Origin of the sequence: Salinivibrio siamensis (assembly GCF_001996005.1) — a bacterium.
Lineage (GTDB): Bacteria > Pseudomonadota > Gammaproteobacteria > Enterobacterales > Vibrionaceae > Salinivibrio > Salinivibrio siamensis.
Window position 1 is genome coordinate 20,254 of record NZ_MUFB01000006.1, and the last position, 17,825, is coordinate 38,078.

16 protein-coding genes are annotated in these 17,825 nt (G+C 52.5%); 12 read left to right on the forward strand and 4 right to left on the reverse strand.

The window, feature by feature from the left end:
• Window positions 1–158: 158 nt before the first annotated feature.
• The 5 genes from BZG73_RS04485 (at window position 159) to BZG73_RS04505 (ending at window position 5,001) form a co-directional block, all read left to right on the forward strand.
• Window positions 159–434, forward strand: coding sequence for an HU family DNA-binding protein (locus tag BZG73_RS04485; protein WP_046075257.1), 276 nt, complete (start codon window positions 159–161; stop codon window positions 432–434).
• 167 nt (window positions 435–601) lie between these two features.
• On the forward strand, window positions 602–2,482 hold the full coding sequence (ppiD, locus tag BZG73_RS04490; protein ID WP_077667703.1) for a peptidylprolyl isomerase: 1,881 nt from the start codon (window positions 602–604) through the stop codon (window positions 2,480–2,482).
• A gap of 162 nt (window positions 2,483–2,644) precedes the next feature.
• On the forward strand, window positions 2,645–2,947 hold the full coding sequence (locus BZG73_RS04495; RefSeq protein ID WP_046075259.1) for a ComEA family DNA-binding protein: 303 nt from the start codon (window positions 2,645–2,647) through the stop codon (window positions 2,945–2,947).
• A gap of 106 nt (window positions 2,948–3,053) precedes the next feature.
• Window positions 3,054–3,656 (forward strand): 5'-deoxynucleotidase, encoded by a 603-nt coding sequence (yfbR, locus tag BZG73_RS04500; RefSeq protein WP_046075260.1) that lies wholly within the window; start codon window positions 3,054–3,056, stop codon window positions 3,654–3,656.
• Window positions 3,643–5,001, forward strand: a complete 1,359-nt coding sequence (locus BZG73_RS04505) for an anti-phage deoxyguanosine triphosphatase (RefSeq protein WP_077667704.1) — start codon at window positions 3,643–3,645, stop codon at window positions 4,999–5,001. Before yfbR ends, BZG73_RS04505 begins: the two co-directional genes overlap by 14 nt.
• A gap of 63 nt (window positions 5,002–5,064) precedes the next feature.
• On the opposite strand, the gene BZG73_RS04510 is transcribed toward BZG73_RS04505, so the two are convergent.
• Both BZG73_RS04510 and BZG73_RS04515 read right to left on the reverse strand, forming a co-directional pair.
• The gene (locus tag BZG73_RS04510; RefSeq protein ID WP_077667705.1) at window positions 5,065–5,664 is read right to left on the reverse strand and encodes a tRNA-uridine aminocarboxypropyltransferase; all 600 of its coding nucleotides are present in this window, start codon (window positions 5,662–5,664) and stop codon (window positions 5,065–5,067) included.
• A gap of 91 nt (window positions 5,665–5,755) precedes the next feature.
• Complete coding sequence (locus tag BZG73_RS04515) at window positions 5,756–6,976, reverse strand: pyridoxal phosphate-dependent aminotransferase (protein WP_077578044.1); 1,221 nt, start codon at window positions 6,974–6,976, stop codon at window positions 5,756–5,758.
• 270 nt (window positions 6,977–7,246) lie between these two features.
• On the opposite strand from BZG73_RS04515, the gene BZG73_RS04520 reads away from it, so the two are divergent.
• From BZG73_RS04520 to BZG73_RS04545, 6 genes are read left to right on the forward strand one after another with little or no spacing between them, the layout of a single operon-like run.
• Window positions 7,247–8,545 carry an isochorismate synthase gene (locus BZG73_RS04520; protein ID WP_235606015.1) on the forward strand — a complete coding sequence of 433 codons (1,299 nt, stop codon included), beginning with the start codon at window positions 7,247–7,249 and terminating at the stop codon, window positions 8,543–8,545.
• Complete coding sequence (gene menD, locus BZG73_RS04525) at window positions 8,545–10,308, forward strand: 2-succinyl-5-enolpyruvyl-6-hydroxy-3-cyclohexene-1-carboxylic-acid synthase (RefSeq protein WP_077638787.1); 1,764 nt, start codon at window positions 8,545–8,547, stop codon at window positions 10,306–10,308. Before BZG73_RS04520 ends, menD begins: the two co-directional genes overlap by 1 nt.
• Entirely contained in the window at window positions 10,301–11,080 is a 780-nt protein-coding gene (gene menH / locus BZG73_RS04530; RefSeq protein ID WP_077638788.1) for a 2-succinyl-6-hydroxy-2,4-cyclohexadiene-1-carboxylate synthase, read from the forward strand. The genes menD and menH overlap by 8 nt, the downstream gene beginning before the upstream one ends.
• 54 nt (window positions 11,081–11,134) lie before the next feature.
• Entirely contained in the window at window positions 11,135–12,001 is an 867-nt protein-coding gene (gene menB, locus BZG73_RS04535) for a 1,4-dihydroxy-2-naphthoyl-CoA synthase (protein WP_077638789.1), read from the forward strand.
• Between the two features lie 8 nt (window positions 12,002–12,009).
• A complete protein-coding gene (menC, locus tag BZG73_RS04540; protein ID WP_077578048.1) occupies window positions 12,010–12,999 on the forward strand; it encodes an o-succinylbenzoate synthase in 990 nt (329 codons plus the stop codon).
• 8 nt (window positions 13,000–13,007) lie between these two features.
• The gene (locus BZG73_RS04545; protein ID WP_077638790.1) at window positions 13,008–14,396 is read left to right on the forward strand and encodes an AMP-binding protein; all 1,389 of its coding nucleotides are present in this window, start codon (window positions 13,008–13,010) and stop codon (window positions 14,394–14,396) included.
• Here the strand turns inward: BZG73_RS04545 and BZG73_RS04550 are convergent.
• Window positions 14,393–16,255 (reverse strand): MFS transporter, encoded by a 1,863-nt coding sequence (locus BZG73_RS04550; RefSeq protein ID WP_046075270.1) that lies wholly within the window; start codon window positions 16,253–16,255, stop codon window positions 14,393–14,395. The genes BZG73_RS04545 and BZG73_RS04550 overlap by 4 nt on opposite strands.
• Before the next feature lie 111 nt (window positions 16,256–16,366).
• Complete coding sequence (locus tag BZG73_RS04555; protein WP_046075271.1) at window positions 16,367–16,762, reverse strand: NINE protein; 396 nt, start codon at window positions 16,760–16,762, stop codon at window positions 16,367–16,369.
• 187 nt (window positions 16,763–16,949) lie between these two features.
• On the opposite strand from BZG73_RS04555, the gene BZG73_RS04560 reads away from it, so the two are divergent.
• On the forward strand, window positions 16,950–17,810 hold the full coding sequence (locus tag BZG73_RS04560) for a Tim44 domain-containing protein (RefSeq protein WP_077578052.1): 861 nt from the start codon (window positions 16,950–16,952) through the stop codon (window positions 17,808–17,810).
• Window positions 17,811–17,825: the final 15 nt, after the last annotated feature.

Here is a 17,825-nt window from a genome sequence, read left to right on the forward strand (position 1 = left end):
GCTTGTCAGTGTTTTTTTTGCTCGCTAACGTTGCTTTGACGCATTGCCTGCATGGGGCGGGCAAGCGCGCTTTCAACGTCTTTCGTCGACAAAGCGTCTGTTATTGAATACCGCAACATTGATAGGTTTGCGGAGATGTAATCTAAGGGGATGAAAAAGTGAATAAGTCGGAACTGATTGATCATATTGCAGAAGGTGCGGATATTTCTAAGGCCTCAGCAAACCGTGCATTGGATGCCTTCGTAGAGGCGGTGTCTGACACATTGAAGTCAGGCGACCAGGTCGCGCTAGTGGGCTTTGGCACCTTCTCTGTACGCGAACGCGCTGCACGCAAGGGCCGTAACCCACAAACGGGCGCTGAAATTGATATCGCGGCGGCCAAAGTACCAGGCTTTAAAGCGGGTAAAGCGTTAAAAGACGCCGTTAACGAGTAATCCTCGTGACTCGCTGCCGAATTATTCGCGTTTGACGGGGCGCTAGAGCTGCAAAGCCACTAACAACCGCGTATAATTCGGCGCACAAGAGCGTAAAGGCGCATCACATGATGCGCCTTTTTAGTTGAAAGACAACCAGCCCAAACCAGTTGGAGTACCGGCCAGTTATGATGGAACGTATACGCGAAGGCACCAATAGTCTTGCGGTGAAGATCATTTTAAGCCTTATCATCTTTTCCTTTGCTTTTGCCGGTGTCGGCAGCTATCTGGCAGGCGGTTCCAACCCGCCCGCTGCAACCGTCGGTGATAAAGAAATCAGCCGTGCAGAGCTCGATCGAGCTTATCAAAACGAACGTGCTCGTATGCAGCAACAAGCCGGAGAGCAGTTTAACCAACTGCTGGGCAACCCAGAGTATGTGAAGCGTTTTCGTCAAAACATCTTAGATCGAATGATCAATGACTTGCTGTTAGAGCAGGCGGCTAGCGAACTCGGTTTGCGTGTGAGTGATGCGCAAGTCAAAGCAGCGATTAGAGCGATGCCACAGTTCCGTCAAGGCGGGCAGTTTAATAACGATCGTTATCAAGCCGCTCTGCGCCAAACGGGCATGAGTGCCGATGAATTTGCCAACTATATGCGCACAGACTTAATGCGTCAGCAGCTGGTTAATGGCCTACAAGGCTCAGGCTTTGTCTTGCCCAGTGAGTTAGAGAATCTGTATCGCTTAGAGGCGCAAAGCCGCCAAGTGCGCACCATCACGCTCCCAGTGGCTGATTTTGCAGAGCAGGTATCGCTAACGGACGACGAGCTGGAAGCATACTATCAAGCTAACCGAGACGATTATATCCAGCCTCGCATGGTCAAAGTCGCTTATGTAGAGCTCACGGGAGAGGGACTGGCTAATGAGGTTCAGATCTCGGATGAAGCCATCGCGACTTATTACCAAGATAATCAGTCTCAGTATGGCTCACAAGAACGTCGTAAAGTGAGCCACATCCTGATTGAAGGGACAGGTGATGAGGCTAAAGCCAAAGCCCAGCAAGCGCTAGAGCGCCTGAATCAAGGCGCCGCATTTGCTGCTTTAGCGAAGGAAATGTCTGATGACACCTTCAGTGCTGAGCAGGGTGGGTCGCTGGACTGGATTGAACCTGATGTGATGGATCCGGCGTTCGAGAAAGCGGCGTATGCGCTGTCAGAGAAAGGCGATGTCTCTGGGCTCGTTCAATCTGACTTTGGCTATCATATTATCCGTTTAGACGATATTGATCCGGCGGATGTGACACCGCTTGCAGAGGTAAAAGACGATATCCGTACCGAATTGCAACAAGCGCGCGCGGCGGATCGTTTCTACGCGCAGTCTACCACACTGGCTGAAGTCGCTTTTGAAGAGGCGAATGGTTTGGAGCCTGCGGCTGATGCGGTGAACAGCAAGGTGCAGTATACCGATTATTTTGCGTTAGACGCGGCGACTGGCTTGATGGCTCGTCCTCAGATCCAGCAAGCACTTGACAGCTATGACGTACGTGAAAACGGGCTTAACTCAGAGTTGATTGAGTTGTCTGGTGAGCATGCGATTGTTGTGCGCCTTGATGATGTGAAGCCGGAAAAACAGCTTAGTTTTGCGGAAGTGAAAGACCAAGTTCGCGAAACGCTCGCCGCCGAGAAAGGCCAAGAGCAAGCAAAAGAAACCGCCGGTGACTTGATTGCCCAACTCGAAGAAAGCGGTGAGGTAACGGGGAGCGATTACACCTTCAGTGCCCCCATCACACTCAACCGTGTTTCTCAGCAACAAGCCATCGCTGAGCTGGCGTTTTCTCTGCCACAGCCAGCATCTGACAACGCCAGCTATGGCGTGACGCAAAACCGTCAAGGTGATGTGGTGGTTGTCGCACTGGATAAGGTGATGGTGCCTGAGGTGCCAGATATCAGCCCGCAAAGCCAAATGGCGGCGCGTGTTCAACGCGCGATGAGTAACATGTCACTGTCTGCGACCTTACAAGCGTTGCGCGAAGAGGTGGATGTGACTTACGCGGAGTCAGATACCCAGTAAGCGAGTGGGCAGCAGGAGTTCGATCTCTCTCGCACCCTCTTTGCTTGAGTAAGAAAAACGGCGCTAGGACTTTGTCCTGCGTCGTTTTTCTTTTATCGCTCACATGCAAATAGGCGAGCGCGGACTTAGGGTGAGGCTGACATTTCTACAAGGAGTGAAATCATGAAACACCTTTTATCCTGTCTGTTCTTTGCCCTTGCGTTGGTGACGGCGCCGGTGAGTTGGAGTGCTGATGAAAACGCCGTTCAAGCGACTGAGCAAGTTGAACGTCTTTCCGTTAACATCAATACCGCGAGTGAGCAGCAGTTATCAGAGCAACTCAAGGGGATTGGTCCGGCGAAGGCCAAGGCCATTATTGAGTATCGCCAAGCTCACGGTGAATTTAGCTCGCCAGACGCACTGATGGAGGTCAAAGGCATTGGTCCCTCAACATTGGATAAAAACCGAGACCTCATAAAGGTGTAACCACGCTCGCGCAAAGTGGTGTTTGGCGCTTTGCGCGAATAATACTTGTGTCTGCTGGCTTGAATGCACACAATGACAGCGATGTGTAGCATGGTAGCAGGATGCGATGACTCAAAAACAAAGCCACTTTTTTGCCCACCTTGCGCGAATGAAGCTGATTTATCGTTGGCCACTGATGCGCAATGTTTCCGCCGAAAATATCTCTGAACATAGTTTACAGGTTGCCTTTGTGGCGCATGCGTTAGCGTTAATCAATAACAAACGCTTCAATGGTCACTATCAACCCGAGCGTATCGCAGTATTAGCGATGTTCCATGATTGCAGCGAAGTGATCACGGGTGACTTGCCTACCCCAGTAAAGTACTTCAATCCATCCATTGCGGGGGAGTATAAAAAAATAGAGAAAATGGCCGAGAAAAAGCTTATCGCGATGCTGCCGCCTGAGTTACAAGAGGAATATAGCGGGCTAATAGACTCAGACCACATCGCGCCGGATGATTACCAACTGGTGAAACAGGCCGACACCTTATGTGCTTATTTAAAATGCCTGGAAGAGATTGCAGCAGGGAACCATGAGTTTGAGCAAGCGAAGAAGCGGCTGGAAGCCTCGTTAGAGAAAAGGCGCTCTCCGGCGAGCGATTACTTTATGGCCACTTTTGTGGATAGTTTTACACTGTCGTTGGATGAGATCAGTGATGATGGATTTTGATCTATCTGACGCCTGGCAAATTCGCCAGATGACAAATGAGCAGAAAAAGCGTCGTCATGATAAACGCACGGCGTACCAACGCGATCGTGCGCGGATTCTGCACTCAGCTGCCTTTCGACGCTTGCAAGCAAAAACCCAGGTGCTCGGTGCCGAGCACAGCGACTTTTATCGGACTCGGTTAACCCATTCACTTGAGGTCTCGCAAATTGGTACCGGCATCGTCGCGCAGCTCAAAGAGAAACAACCAGCATTTCGCCCACTGCTTCCGTCGACCGGTTTGATGGAAAGCCTCTGTTTGGCTCACGATATCGGTCATCCTCCTTACGGTCATGGCGGCGAAATCGCACTGAATTACATGATGCGCAATGACGGAGGGTTTGAGGGTAATGCGCAAACCTTTCGCATTGTCACGCTGCTTGAGCCTTATACACAAGATCATGGGATGAACTTGGCACGTCGCACCTTGCTTGGTGTGATGAAGTACCCCGCATTGATCAGTGCCGCTCACAATGGCAATCAGCCTGCGCCCGTTAACGACTTTCGCCATCTCAAAGCGCGGGAGTGGCAACCCGCCAAGGGCATTTATGATGATGATAAAGCGCGGCGAGATTGGGTGCTCGCGCCATTAAATGAGGCGGATCGCGCGTTATTTTTAGCGTTTCGCGATCACACGGCCACGGATCAACACCGCAAAACACGCTATAAATCACTCGATTGCTCCATCATGGAGCTGGCCGATGATATCGCTTATGGCGTCCATGACTTGGAAGATGCCATCGTGATGGGCCTAGTGACGAGGGAGCAATGGCAAGAGTCAGTAGCAAGCCATTTGGCAGAGTGTGGTGACCCATGGCTCGAGGCCAACATTGGTGAGCTAAGTGAGCAAATGTTTGGTCCTCCGTACGAGCGTAAGGACGCGATTGGCGCCCTGGTCAATACGTTATTGACCTCAGTGGAGATCGCGCCGACCAATCAAGATGGCACCCACAGTTTTACCTCTCCGCTATTGGCGTGGAATGCCTATTTGACTGAGGTCATGGCCGGTGTTTTGGAGGTGCTAAAGCGCTTTGTCAGTGAATTTGTGGTTAAACAGCCAGAGCTTCAGGTGGTGGAGTACAAGGGCCAACAGTTGGTCATGGAGTTGTTTGATGCCTTTGCGTCTGATCCCGAGCGTTTGTTGCCGACGGATTATCGACGCGACTGGCTGGCCGCTCGAGCGAACGGCCAATCAGGGATGCGAGTGATTGCCGATTACCTGTCGTCGATGACTGACAGCTTTGCGCAAAAGCTCCACAGCACCATGTTTACCGCTGCCAGTAATGGTCCGCTGTACGCGATTCGCTAGCGATCGGGGACGAGCGTGGGTGATGACGCCCTCAGTGTGCGGGACACTAAGCCAGTCGCTCTCTCAGTCGTGGCGCTTGCTCGCATTGGGTATAAAGGCGAGCTGGCGCTGAACGAGAAGGTCAAAACTGTCGAGCAACGGCTGATAGAGTGTGGGGTCGCCACTGAGTTGACTCAGTGCCATATAGCCGGCCTCGAGGGTGGACAGGGCACCCGGCTTCCGACTTTTACGAATCTGATACTGGCTTGGCGCACAGGCGTCAATACGGATACTCGGAAGTGCCTGTAAATTGGTCGACAACTGATACATTTTGTAGGCTTTTTTCCAGGTCCCATCCAGCAAAATAACCCCTTGTTTGGCACTCGCACCTTGGGCCGTCATCTCACTGAGTGCCATCGCGTTTTCACCGGGGTAGAGCACGGCATAAGTAATGTCCGGGTCCGCCAATAACGCATTCAGTGGGGAATGCTGGCTAAAATCTTCTCCGACGAAGGTCACGCTATGTTGTAGCGAAAGGCTCAGCAGGCAGGCACTGTTCTTTGGGTGCGAGACTTCATCAGGGTGCTGAAGCAGGATCACGGGATTGGGATTATCAATCTTGGTGATGGCATCGCAAATGCAGATGGCGTGGGCTTTATGGCAGCGAGAGCAGTATCGAGACATACGAATAAGGGCGTTATAAACGGAATACGGTGATCAATAACATAACGCAAGCCGTGTCGCACGTGCTTGCGTTATCGACAGGTAACACCCACTAGCTCTCTTGGCTGTACCCGCTGAGAAAGCGTTCAAAGCGACTGATAGCCATCTCCAAGTCATCGACGCGCGGCAAGGTGACAAGCCGGAAATGGTCGGGTTGATGCCAATTAAAGCCCGTTCCATGCACCATGAGCACTTTCTCTTGCAATAAAAAGTCGAGCATTAACTTTTCATCGTTATGAATGTTATACCGCTTGGTGTCGATTTTCGGGAAGAGATAGAGCGCGCCTTTCGGCTTTTTACAGCTCACCCCTGGAATTTGGTTGATAAGCTCATAGGCTTTGTCGCGCTGCTCCAGCAACCGACCGCCGGGTAAGATAAGCTCGTTGATGCTCTGGTATCCCCCCAACGCCGTTTGAATCGCATGCTGCATCGGGACATTGGCACAAAGCCGCATCGATGCCAGCATCTCAAGGCCTTCTATGTAACCGCGTGCATGTTGTTTCGGCCCTGTGACCAGCATCCAGCCGGCGCGAAAGCCACAGACTCGGTAGGCCTTGGATAAGCCATTAAAGGTCAAGCACAGTACATCCGGTGCTAAGGTGGCGATAGAGTAGTGCTGCGCCCCGTCGTAGAGAATTTTATCGTAGATTTCGTCCGCAAAAATGATCAGATTATGCTGGCGCGCGATCTCCACCACTTGCAACAAAAAGTCGCGACTATAGACAGCCCCCGTTGGGTTATTGGGGTTAATCAGGACAATCCCCCGGGTGCTGGGCGTGATTTTACGTTTGATATCGTCTAAGTCTGGATACCAGTCCGACTCTTCATCGCAAAGGTAATGGACAGGCTTGCCCCCTGATAAAGATGCCGCCGCCGTCCAAAGTGGATAGTCAGGTGAGGGCACCAGTAACTCGTCACCATTATTAAGCAGGGCTTGCATGGCCATCACGATAAGCTCGGAGGCACCGTTGCCCAAATAGACGTCTTCAACGTCTAAGTCCATCAAGCCGCGCTTTTGGTAGTGTTGCACCACGGCTTTACGGGCGGAGTAGAGCCCTTTTGAATCGCAATATCCTTGCGAGGTGGGGAGGTTGCGGATCACATCCACCAAGATTTCATCGGGGGCATCAAAGCCGAACGGGGCGGGGTTACCAATATTCAGCTTAAGAATGCGGTGGCCCTCTTCTTCGAGGCGTTTCGCTTCTTTCATCACTGGACCGCGAATGTCGTAGCAGACATCATCCAGCTTGGCGGACATTCCAATAGGTTGCATTAACGTTCCTGTAAATAAAAAGGTGAAAATTGTTATTAGGCTTTTTTGGTAACTTACACTATTTGTTTGCCAATTCGAAAGACTTGGGCAGATAAAGTTTCACTGCCAGGAATGGCGCAAAAAAATCGACCAAGTTTGACAGATAACTGATCTAGCGCATATTTGTAAAAGACGCTCACAGGTAGACTGATAAGCAAGAATAACGTGCTACATAAAAGAGTACGGATTGACTTGCAAAGAGCACTGCCGCCTAGGCGGTTGGAGGATGTCGTGACTACCTTGATTCAAGCGGCTAATCATTTACAAAGCCAAGTAGCGATCAGTCAAGCGCCTGCACAATTGACCATGGCGTTTACTTGGCCAGGTGATTTGTCGCCCGTTGCTTGGTTGGATGCACAGCCTATTTACCCGAAAACCTACTGGCAATCACGCGATGGTCGTGAAGAGGTATTGGCACTGGGCGCTAGCCATCAGTTTTCTCAGCTACAAGCGGCCCAAGCCAGTCTGTTGCCTGACCAGCGCATTTGGGGCTGTGTGGCCTTTGATGATGCACCCGGCTGTGGTGATTTTTTCTTGCCAGTGGTTGAGCTCGTCAGGCGTGACCAGCAATGGCAGCTGAGTATTAATCTCACCACGGCGTGTGACAGCCAAGCGGTACTTAATCAGGTGATTTGGCAAGGCCGTCCTTTGGCGGCAGGGCAAGCGGTTGTCCGTGAAGAGACACATACCCCCAACCACGCTCAATGGTGTCAATCTGTCCGTTGTGCGTTGACACACATGGAGCAGACCGCACTACAAAAAGTGGTGCTGGCACGTCAAACGCGTCTGTCGCTCAATGCGCCGATCAGTGCCGGCCAGCTGTTACAGCATAGCCAACAGCACAATGTCGAGAGTTTTCACTTCCTTTTTGCCACCGGCCCTGATGACGCTTTTGTTGGCTCAACCCCAGAGCGGCTATACCGCCGCCGCGATTGTCGTGTGACCACAGAAGCGGTGGCAGGGACAGTTCGTCGTGGCGCAAGCTTTAGTGAAGATCACCATCTTGGCGAGTGGCTATTAAGTGACACGAAAAACGTGCACGAGAATCAGCTGGTGGTGGACGATATTTTCGCCGGACTTCGCCGTCATGCGTTAACCATTACGGTTGACCCTGAACCGCATCTGATTGTGCTTCGCCATCTTCAGCATTTACGTCGTCGAATCAGCGCCATCATCGGGCCTGGTGTTGATGATACTGTGCTGCTCAGTGCCTTACAGCCCACCGCCGCGGTGGCCGGGTTGCCCCGTGAAAATGCGCGTACCTTTTTAGCCGAGCAAGGCATTGCACGTGGCCGTTATAGCGGTGCGGTCGGTTATCTGTCTCAGCGTGAAAGCCAGTTTTGTGTGGCGATACGCAGTGCACAAGTGACAGAGAATACCGTGGACTTATATGCCGGCGCCGGTATTGTCCCTGGCTCGGATCCGGATGCTGAGTGGCAAGAGCTGGACAATAAGCTCACGACTCTCCGTCAGTGTTTGCCTGCTTGCACGGTGCCTGAAAAAGACGCCATCAGACTCGGAGCCTGCTAATGTCGCTTTCTCTCACACACACCTGGGCAGAGGTTGTGATAGAAGAGCTATCGCGCCTAGGCATCAGGCATATTTGTGTCGCGCCCGGTTCACGCTCCACACCCTTGACGCTGGCCGCGGTGAAACAAAGTCAGCATCCCCAGCGTCCGGTGACAATCCACCGTCACTTTGATGAGCGCGGGCTGGGTTACCTTGCCCTTGGTTTGGCCAAGAGTATCTGTGAGCCTGTCGCGGTGATTGTGACCTCAGGCACTGCGGTGGCAAATTTGCTGCCTGCCGTGGTAGAGAGTGGCTTAACCGGTGAACCGTTAGTGATTCTTTCTGCTGACCGCCCGTTTGAATTAATGGATTGTGGCGCGAACCAAGCGATTACCCAATCAGGCCTGTTTTCTTCTCATGTGACCGCTGAATTGGCGCTTCCGGCGCCGACCGCTGAGATCCCTTTGCCGGCGTTACTCACCAAAGTGGATCAGCTACTTGCACGTCAGGCTGAGCAAGGGGGGAGCGTCCACATTAACTGTCCGTTTCGTGAGCCTTTTTATGGCAATCGCGATGAGACAGAGGAGGAAAAGCTTCGCGAGTCTGTTGCCCACTGGTGGCAAAGCGGCCAGCGTTATACCCGCCACCATCAAGCTCGCTGTTCTGCGATGCCTGAATGGCCGCCTTGGTGGACGCCGACTGATGGAGGACCACGAACGGTAATTGTACTTGGTGCCGTGCCAGAGGGGCTGTCCGAGGCCGTGGAGCGGTTAGCGAGTGCGCTTCATGCCATTATCTTGGCCGATCCGCAGGCAGGGGTGGCGAGCAGTGCACCTGGCTACGATCTGTGGCTTAACCATCCCGATCTTTTCCAGCAATTGAATCAAGCCCAATGGGTAATTCAGCTCGGTGGGCGGTTGGTGTCTAAACGCCTTGGCCAATGGCTGGCGCAAACGCAAGCTCACTACTGGCTGATCAGCGAACACACACAGTCACTTGCCCCTCATCATTTGTCTGTCGAACAGTTTGTCGTGCCGCCGTCCCAGTGGCGGTTATGGTTAAACGCATTGACTGATGCTGTCGACAGTGCACATTCTGACGCGATAGCTGATTCGACGCATGTGAGCGCGTGGCAATGCGCCCTGGTCAACGGTGCCAAGTATCAAATGCAACTGGCGGCCGCCGCCATACCGACTTCCCCTTTGTCGGAACACAATGTCTTTCAAACTCTGCCGGCGATGTTGCCTCACCACGCGGATGTTTTTATCGGTAATAGCTTGGCGATCCGCTTAGCGGATATTTGGTCTCACCTTGCTCACCATCGGGTATTTGCCAACCGTGGCGCCTCGGGCATTGATGGTTTACTCGCCTGTGCCGCTGGGGTGCAGCGATACCGCGCTCAGCCTATGTTAGTGGTGTTGGGTGATACCAGTGCACTTTACGATCTTAATAGCCTTGCATTATGGCGGGAGACGTGTGCGCCGGCCGCCATCCTTATCTTGAATAACAATGGCGGTGGCATTTTTGATGCGCTGCCGGTTGATCAAACCCTTTGTGATACCTACTACCGAATGCCGCATAATCTTGGTTTTGAACACATCGCGGCGCAATTCTCTTTGGGTTTCCATCAACCCGCGACCCCAGATGATCTCGTGCGAAGCGTGAATCAGGCACTCACCACCCCTGGGGCTGATGTGATTGAAGTGGTGACACCGGCCGGAGAAGCGGGACAGGTACTCAGCGAGTGCTTAGCTGCCATGGCAGCCAGGGGGACACATGCTTAGTTACCAACAAGGCGGCGATCGGCATGGAAAGAAAGTGGTGTTTCTCCATGGTTTTTTAGGTAGCGGAGAAGATTGGCGTACGGTGACCGATAAAATGCACCATTGTCATTGGCTGTGCATTGATTTGCCTGGTCATGGTAGCAGTGTGAGCTATCAAGCCGTTGACTTTGCCACGACAGTCGCAGCAATACGACAAACGTGTTACCAGGTGTGGGGGCATCAAAAGGCATGTTTAGTCGGATACTCGCTCGGCGCGCGCCTTGCCATGCATCTTGTCTGCACTCACCCCAGTCTTTGGCGCGCGGTCTTCTTGGAAGCGGGTCACCCAGGTTTGGCGGATAGCCATCAACGACGCAAGCGGCTGGCACAAGATAGCCAGTGGGCGGCGCGCTTTGCGCATCAAACCCTGTCAGAGGTGTTAAACGATTGGTACCAGCAAACCGTCTTCCAGTCACTCACGTCTGACCAGCGTACCGCTTTAGTGCTTGAGCGGGGAAATAATCACGGCCCCGCCGTGGCGAAAATGCTGTTGGCGACCTCTTTGGGCCGACAGGCGAATTTACGCGCGGGGCTGGGTGAAGCCTTTCGACAAGGCGTCACGATTGACTACCTTTGTGGAGAGCACGACAACAAATTTACCTCACTTGCACATTCACTATGGCAACACACCGGGATCCCCGCCACGCCGATAGAAGGGGCAGGGCACAACAGCCATGTTGAAAATCCAGATAGGTTTGTGCAGGTACTCACGCAAAGTCACGCACTCGCTTGACTTTTGATCTTTATGACGGGCTTTGTCCCAAGCAACCGAGGAAGGGGAGACACTATGGCTGTCACGCCGGGAATGACAGAAAAAGAGCTTTACGCGCCGATTGAGTGGGAACCGACTGAGCATGCGTTTAGCGATATCCTATACCATAAATCCACCGACGGTATCGCTCGGATCACCATTAACCGCCCTCAGGTACGCAATGCATTCCGGCCTCAAACGGTAAAAGAAATGATGCAAGCGTTGGCTGATGCGCGCTATGACAGCCGAGTGGGCGTGATTATCCTCACTGGACTGGGAGAGAAGGCGTTTTGTTCCGGCGGCGATCAGTCCGTGCGGGGTGACTACGGCGGGTATCAAGATGATGAAGGCACGCACCATTTGAACGTGCTGGACTTTCAGCGTCAGATCCGCACCTGCCCCAAACCCGTCATTGCCGCTGTTGCAGGCTATGCCGTCGGTGGTGGCCACGTATTGCATATGATGTGTGATTTAACCATCGCCGCCGACAACGCCCAGTTTGGGCAAACGGGTCCCAAGGTCGGCAGCTTTGACGGTGGCTGGGGGGCGTCTTATATGGCACGGATTGTGGGTCAGAAAAAAGCCCGTGAAATCTGGTTCTTGTGCCGTTTCTACAATGCGCAAGAAGCCGTAGACATGGGATTGGTGAACACCGTTGTGCCACTGGATGAGCTTGAGCGAGAGACAGTGCGTTGGTGCCGGGAAGTGCTCCAACACAGCCCCATGGCGTTGCGCTGCTTAAAAGCGGCGTTGAATGCAGACTGCGATGGGCAGGCAGGTCTACAAGAACTGGCCGGTAACGCCACCATGATGTTTTACATGACCGATGAGGGGCAAGAAGGGCGCAATGCCTTTAATGAAAAACGCCGCCCTGAATTTGATCGTTTCCCACGTAATCCATAGAGGTCACTATGAGACAGGCACGGATTTATCACTACACCTTGCCAGTCAATGCTGGTTTATTTGTCCGTGATCAGCCGTTAACGGAGAGAGAGGGCTTGGTGGTTGAATTAAGCGAGGGAGCACAACGTGGTTGGGGCGAAGTAGCGCCGCTCCCCGGTTTTAGCCAAGAAACCTTTGCTGAGGCACGTCATGCGTTAATTGCTGCCACCGCGGTTTGGTGTGATCATCGTAATATTGCCATGCCACAACTGCCTCCTTCTGTGGCATGGGGGCTAAGTATCGCGCAAGCCGAGTTAGACAAGCATTTGCCCACTCAGTCAGGCTTTCGTCATGTGCCCGTGTGTACGGGGGATCCTGATGCCTTGTTGGTGACGCTGGGGCAACAACCGGCGGGCCAGCCTTATGAGGCAAAAATTAAAGTGGGGGAGTATGAGGTCGCCCGCGATCGGTTAATGATAGCGACCATGTTAGAGGCGTTGCCGGATTTGAGGCTGCGCCTTGACGCGAACCGTCGTTGGCAACCTGAGCAACTTGCCAGCTTTTGGAATGGGCTCAGTGAAGCCCACCAAGCGCGAATTCACTGGATTGAAGAGCCTTGTCGCGATCCTAACCAATCGCTCGTACAGGCACAGGCATTAGGCTACCCCCTGGCGTGGGACGAGAGCTTAATCGATAGCCAAGATATGGCGTTGCTTGAAAACGATCGGGTCTCGACCTGGGTGATTAAGCCCAGTTTACTCGGCGATCTGGCCACCATTGAGCAATGGGTGAGCCGGGCGCATGCGTTGGGCAAAACGGCAGTGATTAGCTCGGCATTAGAAACCAGTTTGGGCTTAACGCAATTATCACGATTGGCCGATTGGTTGACCCCAGGTGTCGTGCCAGGACTTGATACATTGGGGATTTATCAGCATCAACTCGATCGCACTTGGCCAGGGGCGTCGCAGCCCTTGATCCCGCTCCACGACCAGCCACTCGTGTGGATAAACACCTTGTGAGTCAACGCATGTTTGGGTTTGATACGTGGCCATGGCGCCATTGGGCGGCTGTAGCACCGAACGCGAAAGCGATTGATAGCGAGATGCCGCTCACATGGGGTGCACTCAGTACGCTCGTGGATGGCCAGCAAGCTCGACTGGGTGAGGCGCCCATTGTGGTGCTCGACAGCGCATTGTCACTAAGGGAACTGATTGTGGGGATGCTCGCGGCTTGGCAGGCGGGGAAAAAAACGCTGGTATTGAATCAAGCTTTAAGTGACGAGGTGCAAGCCTCCGTGCTGAGTCAACTTGGCGTCTATCAATTTTTGCCTGACCGCTCGCGCCAACCGCGTGTCAATGTGCTGCCCATTGCCACCCATTGGCAACCCGATAAGCCTCTGACGTTAACCTTAACTTCCGGGTCAACCGGTACGCCTAAGGTGATTGCTCACGCGGCTCATCAGCATCTCGCCAGTGCTGCCGGTTTAACCCAAATGCTGCCTTTTTTGGGCTTGGCGGATAAGACGACCTCTCTAGAAAACCGCGTCGATCGTTGGCTCTTATCGTTGCCACTGTTTCATATATCCGGCTTAGCCATTGTATGGCGTTGGTTGTATAAAGGCGCACAGCTGGCTATCTATCCATGTCGTGGGGAAAGCATGGCATCGGCGCTCACACATGTTAGCCACGCCTCGTTAGTGCCCACGCAGCTCTATCGCGTGTTGCCTGCACTGAGAAAATGCCCAGATACTTCCACCTTATCTCACGTGTTGCTCGGTGGCGCTGCGATTTCAAGTGCACTGACGGAGCAGGCAGAACAACAAGGGATAAGCTGTTGGTGTGGGTATGGGATGACGGAAACGGCATCGACGGTCACCTTAAAGCGAGCCGATGTACAGGATGATGTGGGCACCATCTTGCCCTATCGCGATGTGATGGTGGCGGATGACGGTGAGGTAATCCACCGCGGGGAGACGTTAGCCTTAGGGGTTTGGCAAGCGGGCGCATTGCAACCGCTTGATGCGTCCAAAGGACTGGCCTCGCGCGATTTAGCGAGTTGGTGTACAGACGTTCACCCGCCGACGCTACGTATCATCGGGCGTAAGGATAATCAATTTATCTGCGGTGGGGAGAACGTTCAGCCCGAGGTGATTGAGGCACACTTGCAACAGTGTGCCGAGATCCGTCAGGCCATGGTCGTTCCGGTTGACGATCGCGAATTCGGGGCGCGTCCGTTGGCGATTATCCAGAGTCGGTGCCTTCTCAACGCCCAGCAGCTGGCTGACTATTGTCGGCGCTTGCCCGCTTATCAACGCCCGGTCGCGTTTTTACCTTGGCCATCTTTATCACCCGAGGCGGGGATTAAACCGTCTCGAGCGCAATTAACCCAATGGGCTCAACGCCAAGCGATTGACTAAGGTCGGTCGGCGCGCAGGCGAATGACTTCATTGCGCATATGCTCTGAGGTCGCTTGCTCAGGCTCAACGGCTGGACCGGCGACGACGGTGACTTTAGACCAAAACCGCTTGGGCAGTTTTAACATGGCTTTCCCGCCATGACGGCTAAAATAGCTGCCCCAAAGGCCCTGTAACGCCATCGGTACCACAGGCACCGGAGAGCGTTGCAAAATCATATCCATCCCGCGGCGGAATTGGTCGATTTCGCCGTCATAACTAAGATGCCCTTCTGGGAAAATCAGTACCACTTCGCCATTATCAAGCGCCTTTTGAATCTCGTTCATGGCGGCCCGGATCGTGCGGCCCCGATGGCTAATGGGGATCACTTTTGAGGTACGGAAGAACCAATGTAGCACGGGTAATTGATATAAATCTTCAAACATTACAAAGCGGATAGGGCGATGACACGCGCCAGCTAACAAGAGCGCGTCCATATAGCTGACATGGTTACAAATCAGCAAGGCACCGCCTTTTTCAGGAATATGGTGTAAGTCTTGGTGTTTTACTCGATACAGGGTATGGGTGACCATCCAGGTAAAAAAGCGCAAGGCGAAAATCGGTACCAGCTTGCTGACATAGATAGCCACCAAGAAGTTGAGCACCGCCAATACTAAGAAGAATTCCGCGATAGATAACTCAACCACGACCAAGAGAGTGATACCGAGTATCGCACTGACCACCATAAACAAGGCATTGAAAATATTGTTGGCGGCAATCACACGCGCACGCGCGGCTTTATCGGCGCGTTGTTGCATCAGGCTGTACAGTGGCACAATAAAAATCCCGCCACACACGCCAATCATCAATAGGTCGATAAACACCCAGGTCAGGGCTGGATCAGTGATAAAAGCAAGCAGGTTGCTATGAAGGGTCGGGGCCGCCGGCGTGGCAAAAAACAAATGTAAGCCAAAGCCGGTTAATCCTAAACTGCCCAAGGGGACAATGCCGGGCTCGATACGATGACCAGAAAGCTTATCACACAGCAATGCTCCCACAGCGATGCCAACAGAAAACAAGGTGAGCAGAAATGATACGCCAATTTCACCGCCACCGATCGAGGCGGTGAATTTGGGAAACTGGGTTAAATAGCTGGCACCTAGAAACCAAAACCAGCTGATCCCGAGAATCGCTTGTAAGGTGACCTTGTCTTTACGCGCGAAACGCAGCGTTTGTCGCATTAAAGCAACGGGTCGGTAACGTAAATTGAGTCCAGGGTTACCCGCGGGGGCGGGAGGGATGGCATGGGCAGACATGACGCCGAGCAACGCAAAACTAAATACGGCTATCCCAGATATCAGGTTAGAGTCAGGGTGATGGGCAATAAAGCCCGCCAGCAAGGTACCGAGCAGAATCGATAAAAAGGTGCCGGTTTCCACCAAGGCATTGCCTGAAACAAGCTCTTTGTCATTGAGCGTTTGTGGTAGTAATGCGTATTTCACCGGGCCAAAAAAAGCCGATTGGGTGCCCATCAAAAAAAGTAAGCCGAGTAACACATTCCAAGCGTGAAAATACAGCGCGACAGCGGCACTCGACATGATCACCACTTCTAACCATTTCACCCGTCGCATAATAAGGGCTTTGTCGTATTTGTCTGCAAGCTCGCCAGCAAAGGCAGAAAACAAGAAAAAAGGCAGAATAAACAGCCCAGCAGCGGCGTTGATAAACAGCGTGGCATCCATCGGCAGTTGATCGGCCGAGGCGAACGCGACCATGATCACCAACACATTCTTATAGACGTTATCGTTAAACGCGCCCAATGCCTGGGTAATGAAATAAGGCAAAAAACGTCGCTCGCGTAAAAGCTGAAACTGTTGGCTCATTTAGGCAGATCCATTTCGCGTTGCAATAAGCGACTTATACTAGCAGCGAGCGAGGTATGCGCAACCTTGAATACGTTGCGCATCATTCAGTTAGTTGTTAAACAAGGAGGACTAAGAGAATTTTTGCATGTTTTTAATCGACACTTGCTCATTGAGTGTCCAAAAATCATACAGCACACCAATTAAGAAAAAGCCACCGGTAAATAGGTAAATAAAGCCGGTGATCCATTTACCCATGTACATACGGTGAATGCCAAACACACCCAGAAAGGTCAGTAATAGCCAGGCAATGGTAAAATCCGTGGGGCCACTGCGAAAACGGAGATCGGCTTCTTTATCCATGGAAGGAATCAAGAACAAATCCACAATCCAGCCAACGAAGAACAGGCCTAGGGTGAAAAACCAGAGGGTGCCAGTTACTGGTTTTCCATAGTAAAACCGGTGGGATCCGAGAAAACCAAAGATCCAGAGTAAGTAACCAACAAATTTACTGTGGGTATCATTCATGGCTTGGTCCTATTGCAGTGAAAAGAATACTAATGGCTTGGAGTGCCTGCGTGGCAAATGGTTCCTACTGACGCCAAAACAGTGGTGTTTGGATGACGTTTGGTAACAATTATTCCCGCTCTGCCAATTGACTTCACCACCAGAGACTCTAGCATGATAACGGTCTTAAACCACAGATGATGCGATGATGAAAAAATTACTCTCTGTTGCAGCCTTGATGGTTGTCTTTGTTGTGACAGCGCCTTACGCAGAAGCGAAACGCTTCGGCGGCGGCAAGTCTTTTGGTAAAAGCTTTAAAACCGCGCCTGCGCCAAAAAATACCACCACTAATACCAACACCCTCAAACAGAATACCTCGAAAACAAGTAAAAAAGGGCTCGCCGGTGGTTTACTCGGCGGTTTGCTCGCCGGTGGTTTGTTGGCCGCATTCTTCGGCGGGGCGTTTGAGGGTATCCAATTTATGGATATCTTGATTCTGGGCCTGATCGCCTACTTTGCCATGAAGTTTCTCCGCGGGCTCACCCAAGCCAAAGCAGGGGCTCAGGCGCAAGGGCCGGCCTACGCGGGGCAACACAAAGGTTATTACCATGAAAAGCCTCATGCATTTCGACAAAACGCGGCAGGCACAGGCGCGACGTCAGGTGGGTTTGGGGGCATGCAAAACGATGTGCCATTTAACTTTCCGCCTCAGTTCGACATGCAAAGTTTCTTGAGCGGAGCCCGTGAGCATTATCGGATTTTGCAAGGAGCATGGAACCATAACGAGCTTGAGAAAATTCAAGAGTATGTGACGCCTGAGCTTTATAACGATCTCGCGGCCGAGCGTGCACGATTGGGCAGTGAACAACACACTGAAGTCATGTATGTGGATGCCGAGATTGTTCGCGCCGATTATGACAGCCGCAGGGCACAATTGAGCTTAAAATTCACCGGTCGTTATTGTGACCGCGTGGAGGGGGTCGAAGAAGACATTACGGATATTTGGCACTTAGAACGTGACTTAAGCCAGCCCAATGCGCCTTGGTTGATTGTGGGGATTCAAAGCTAACAAGCTCGCGGTGAA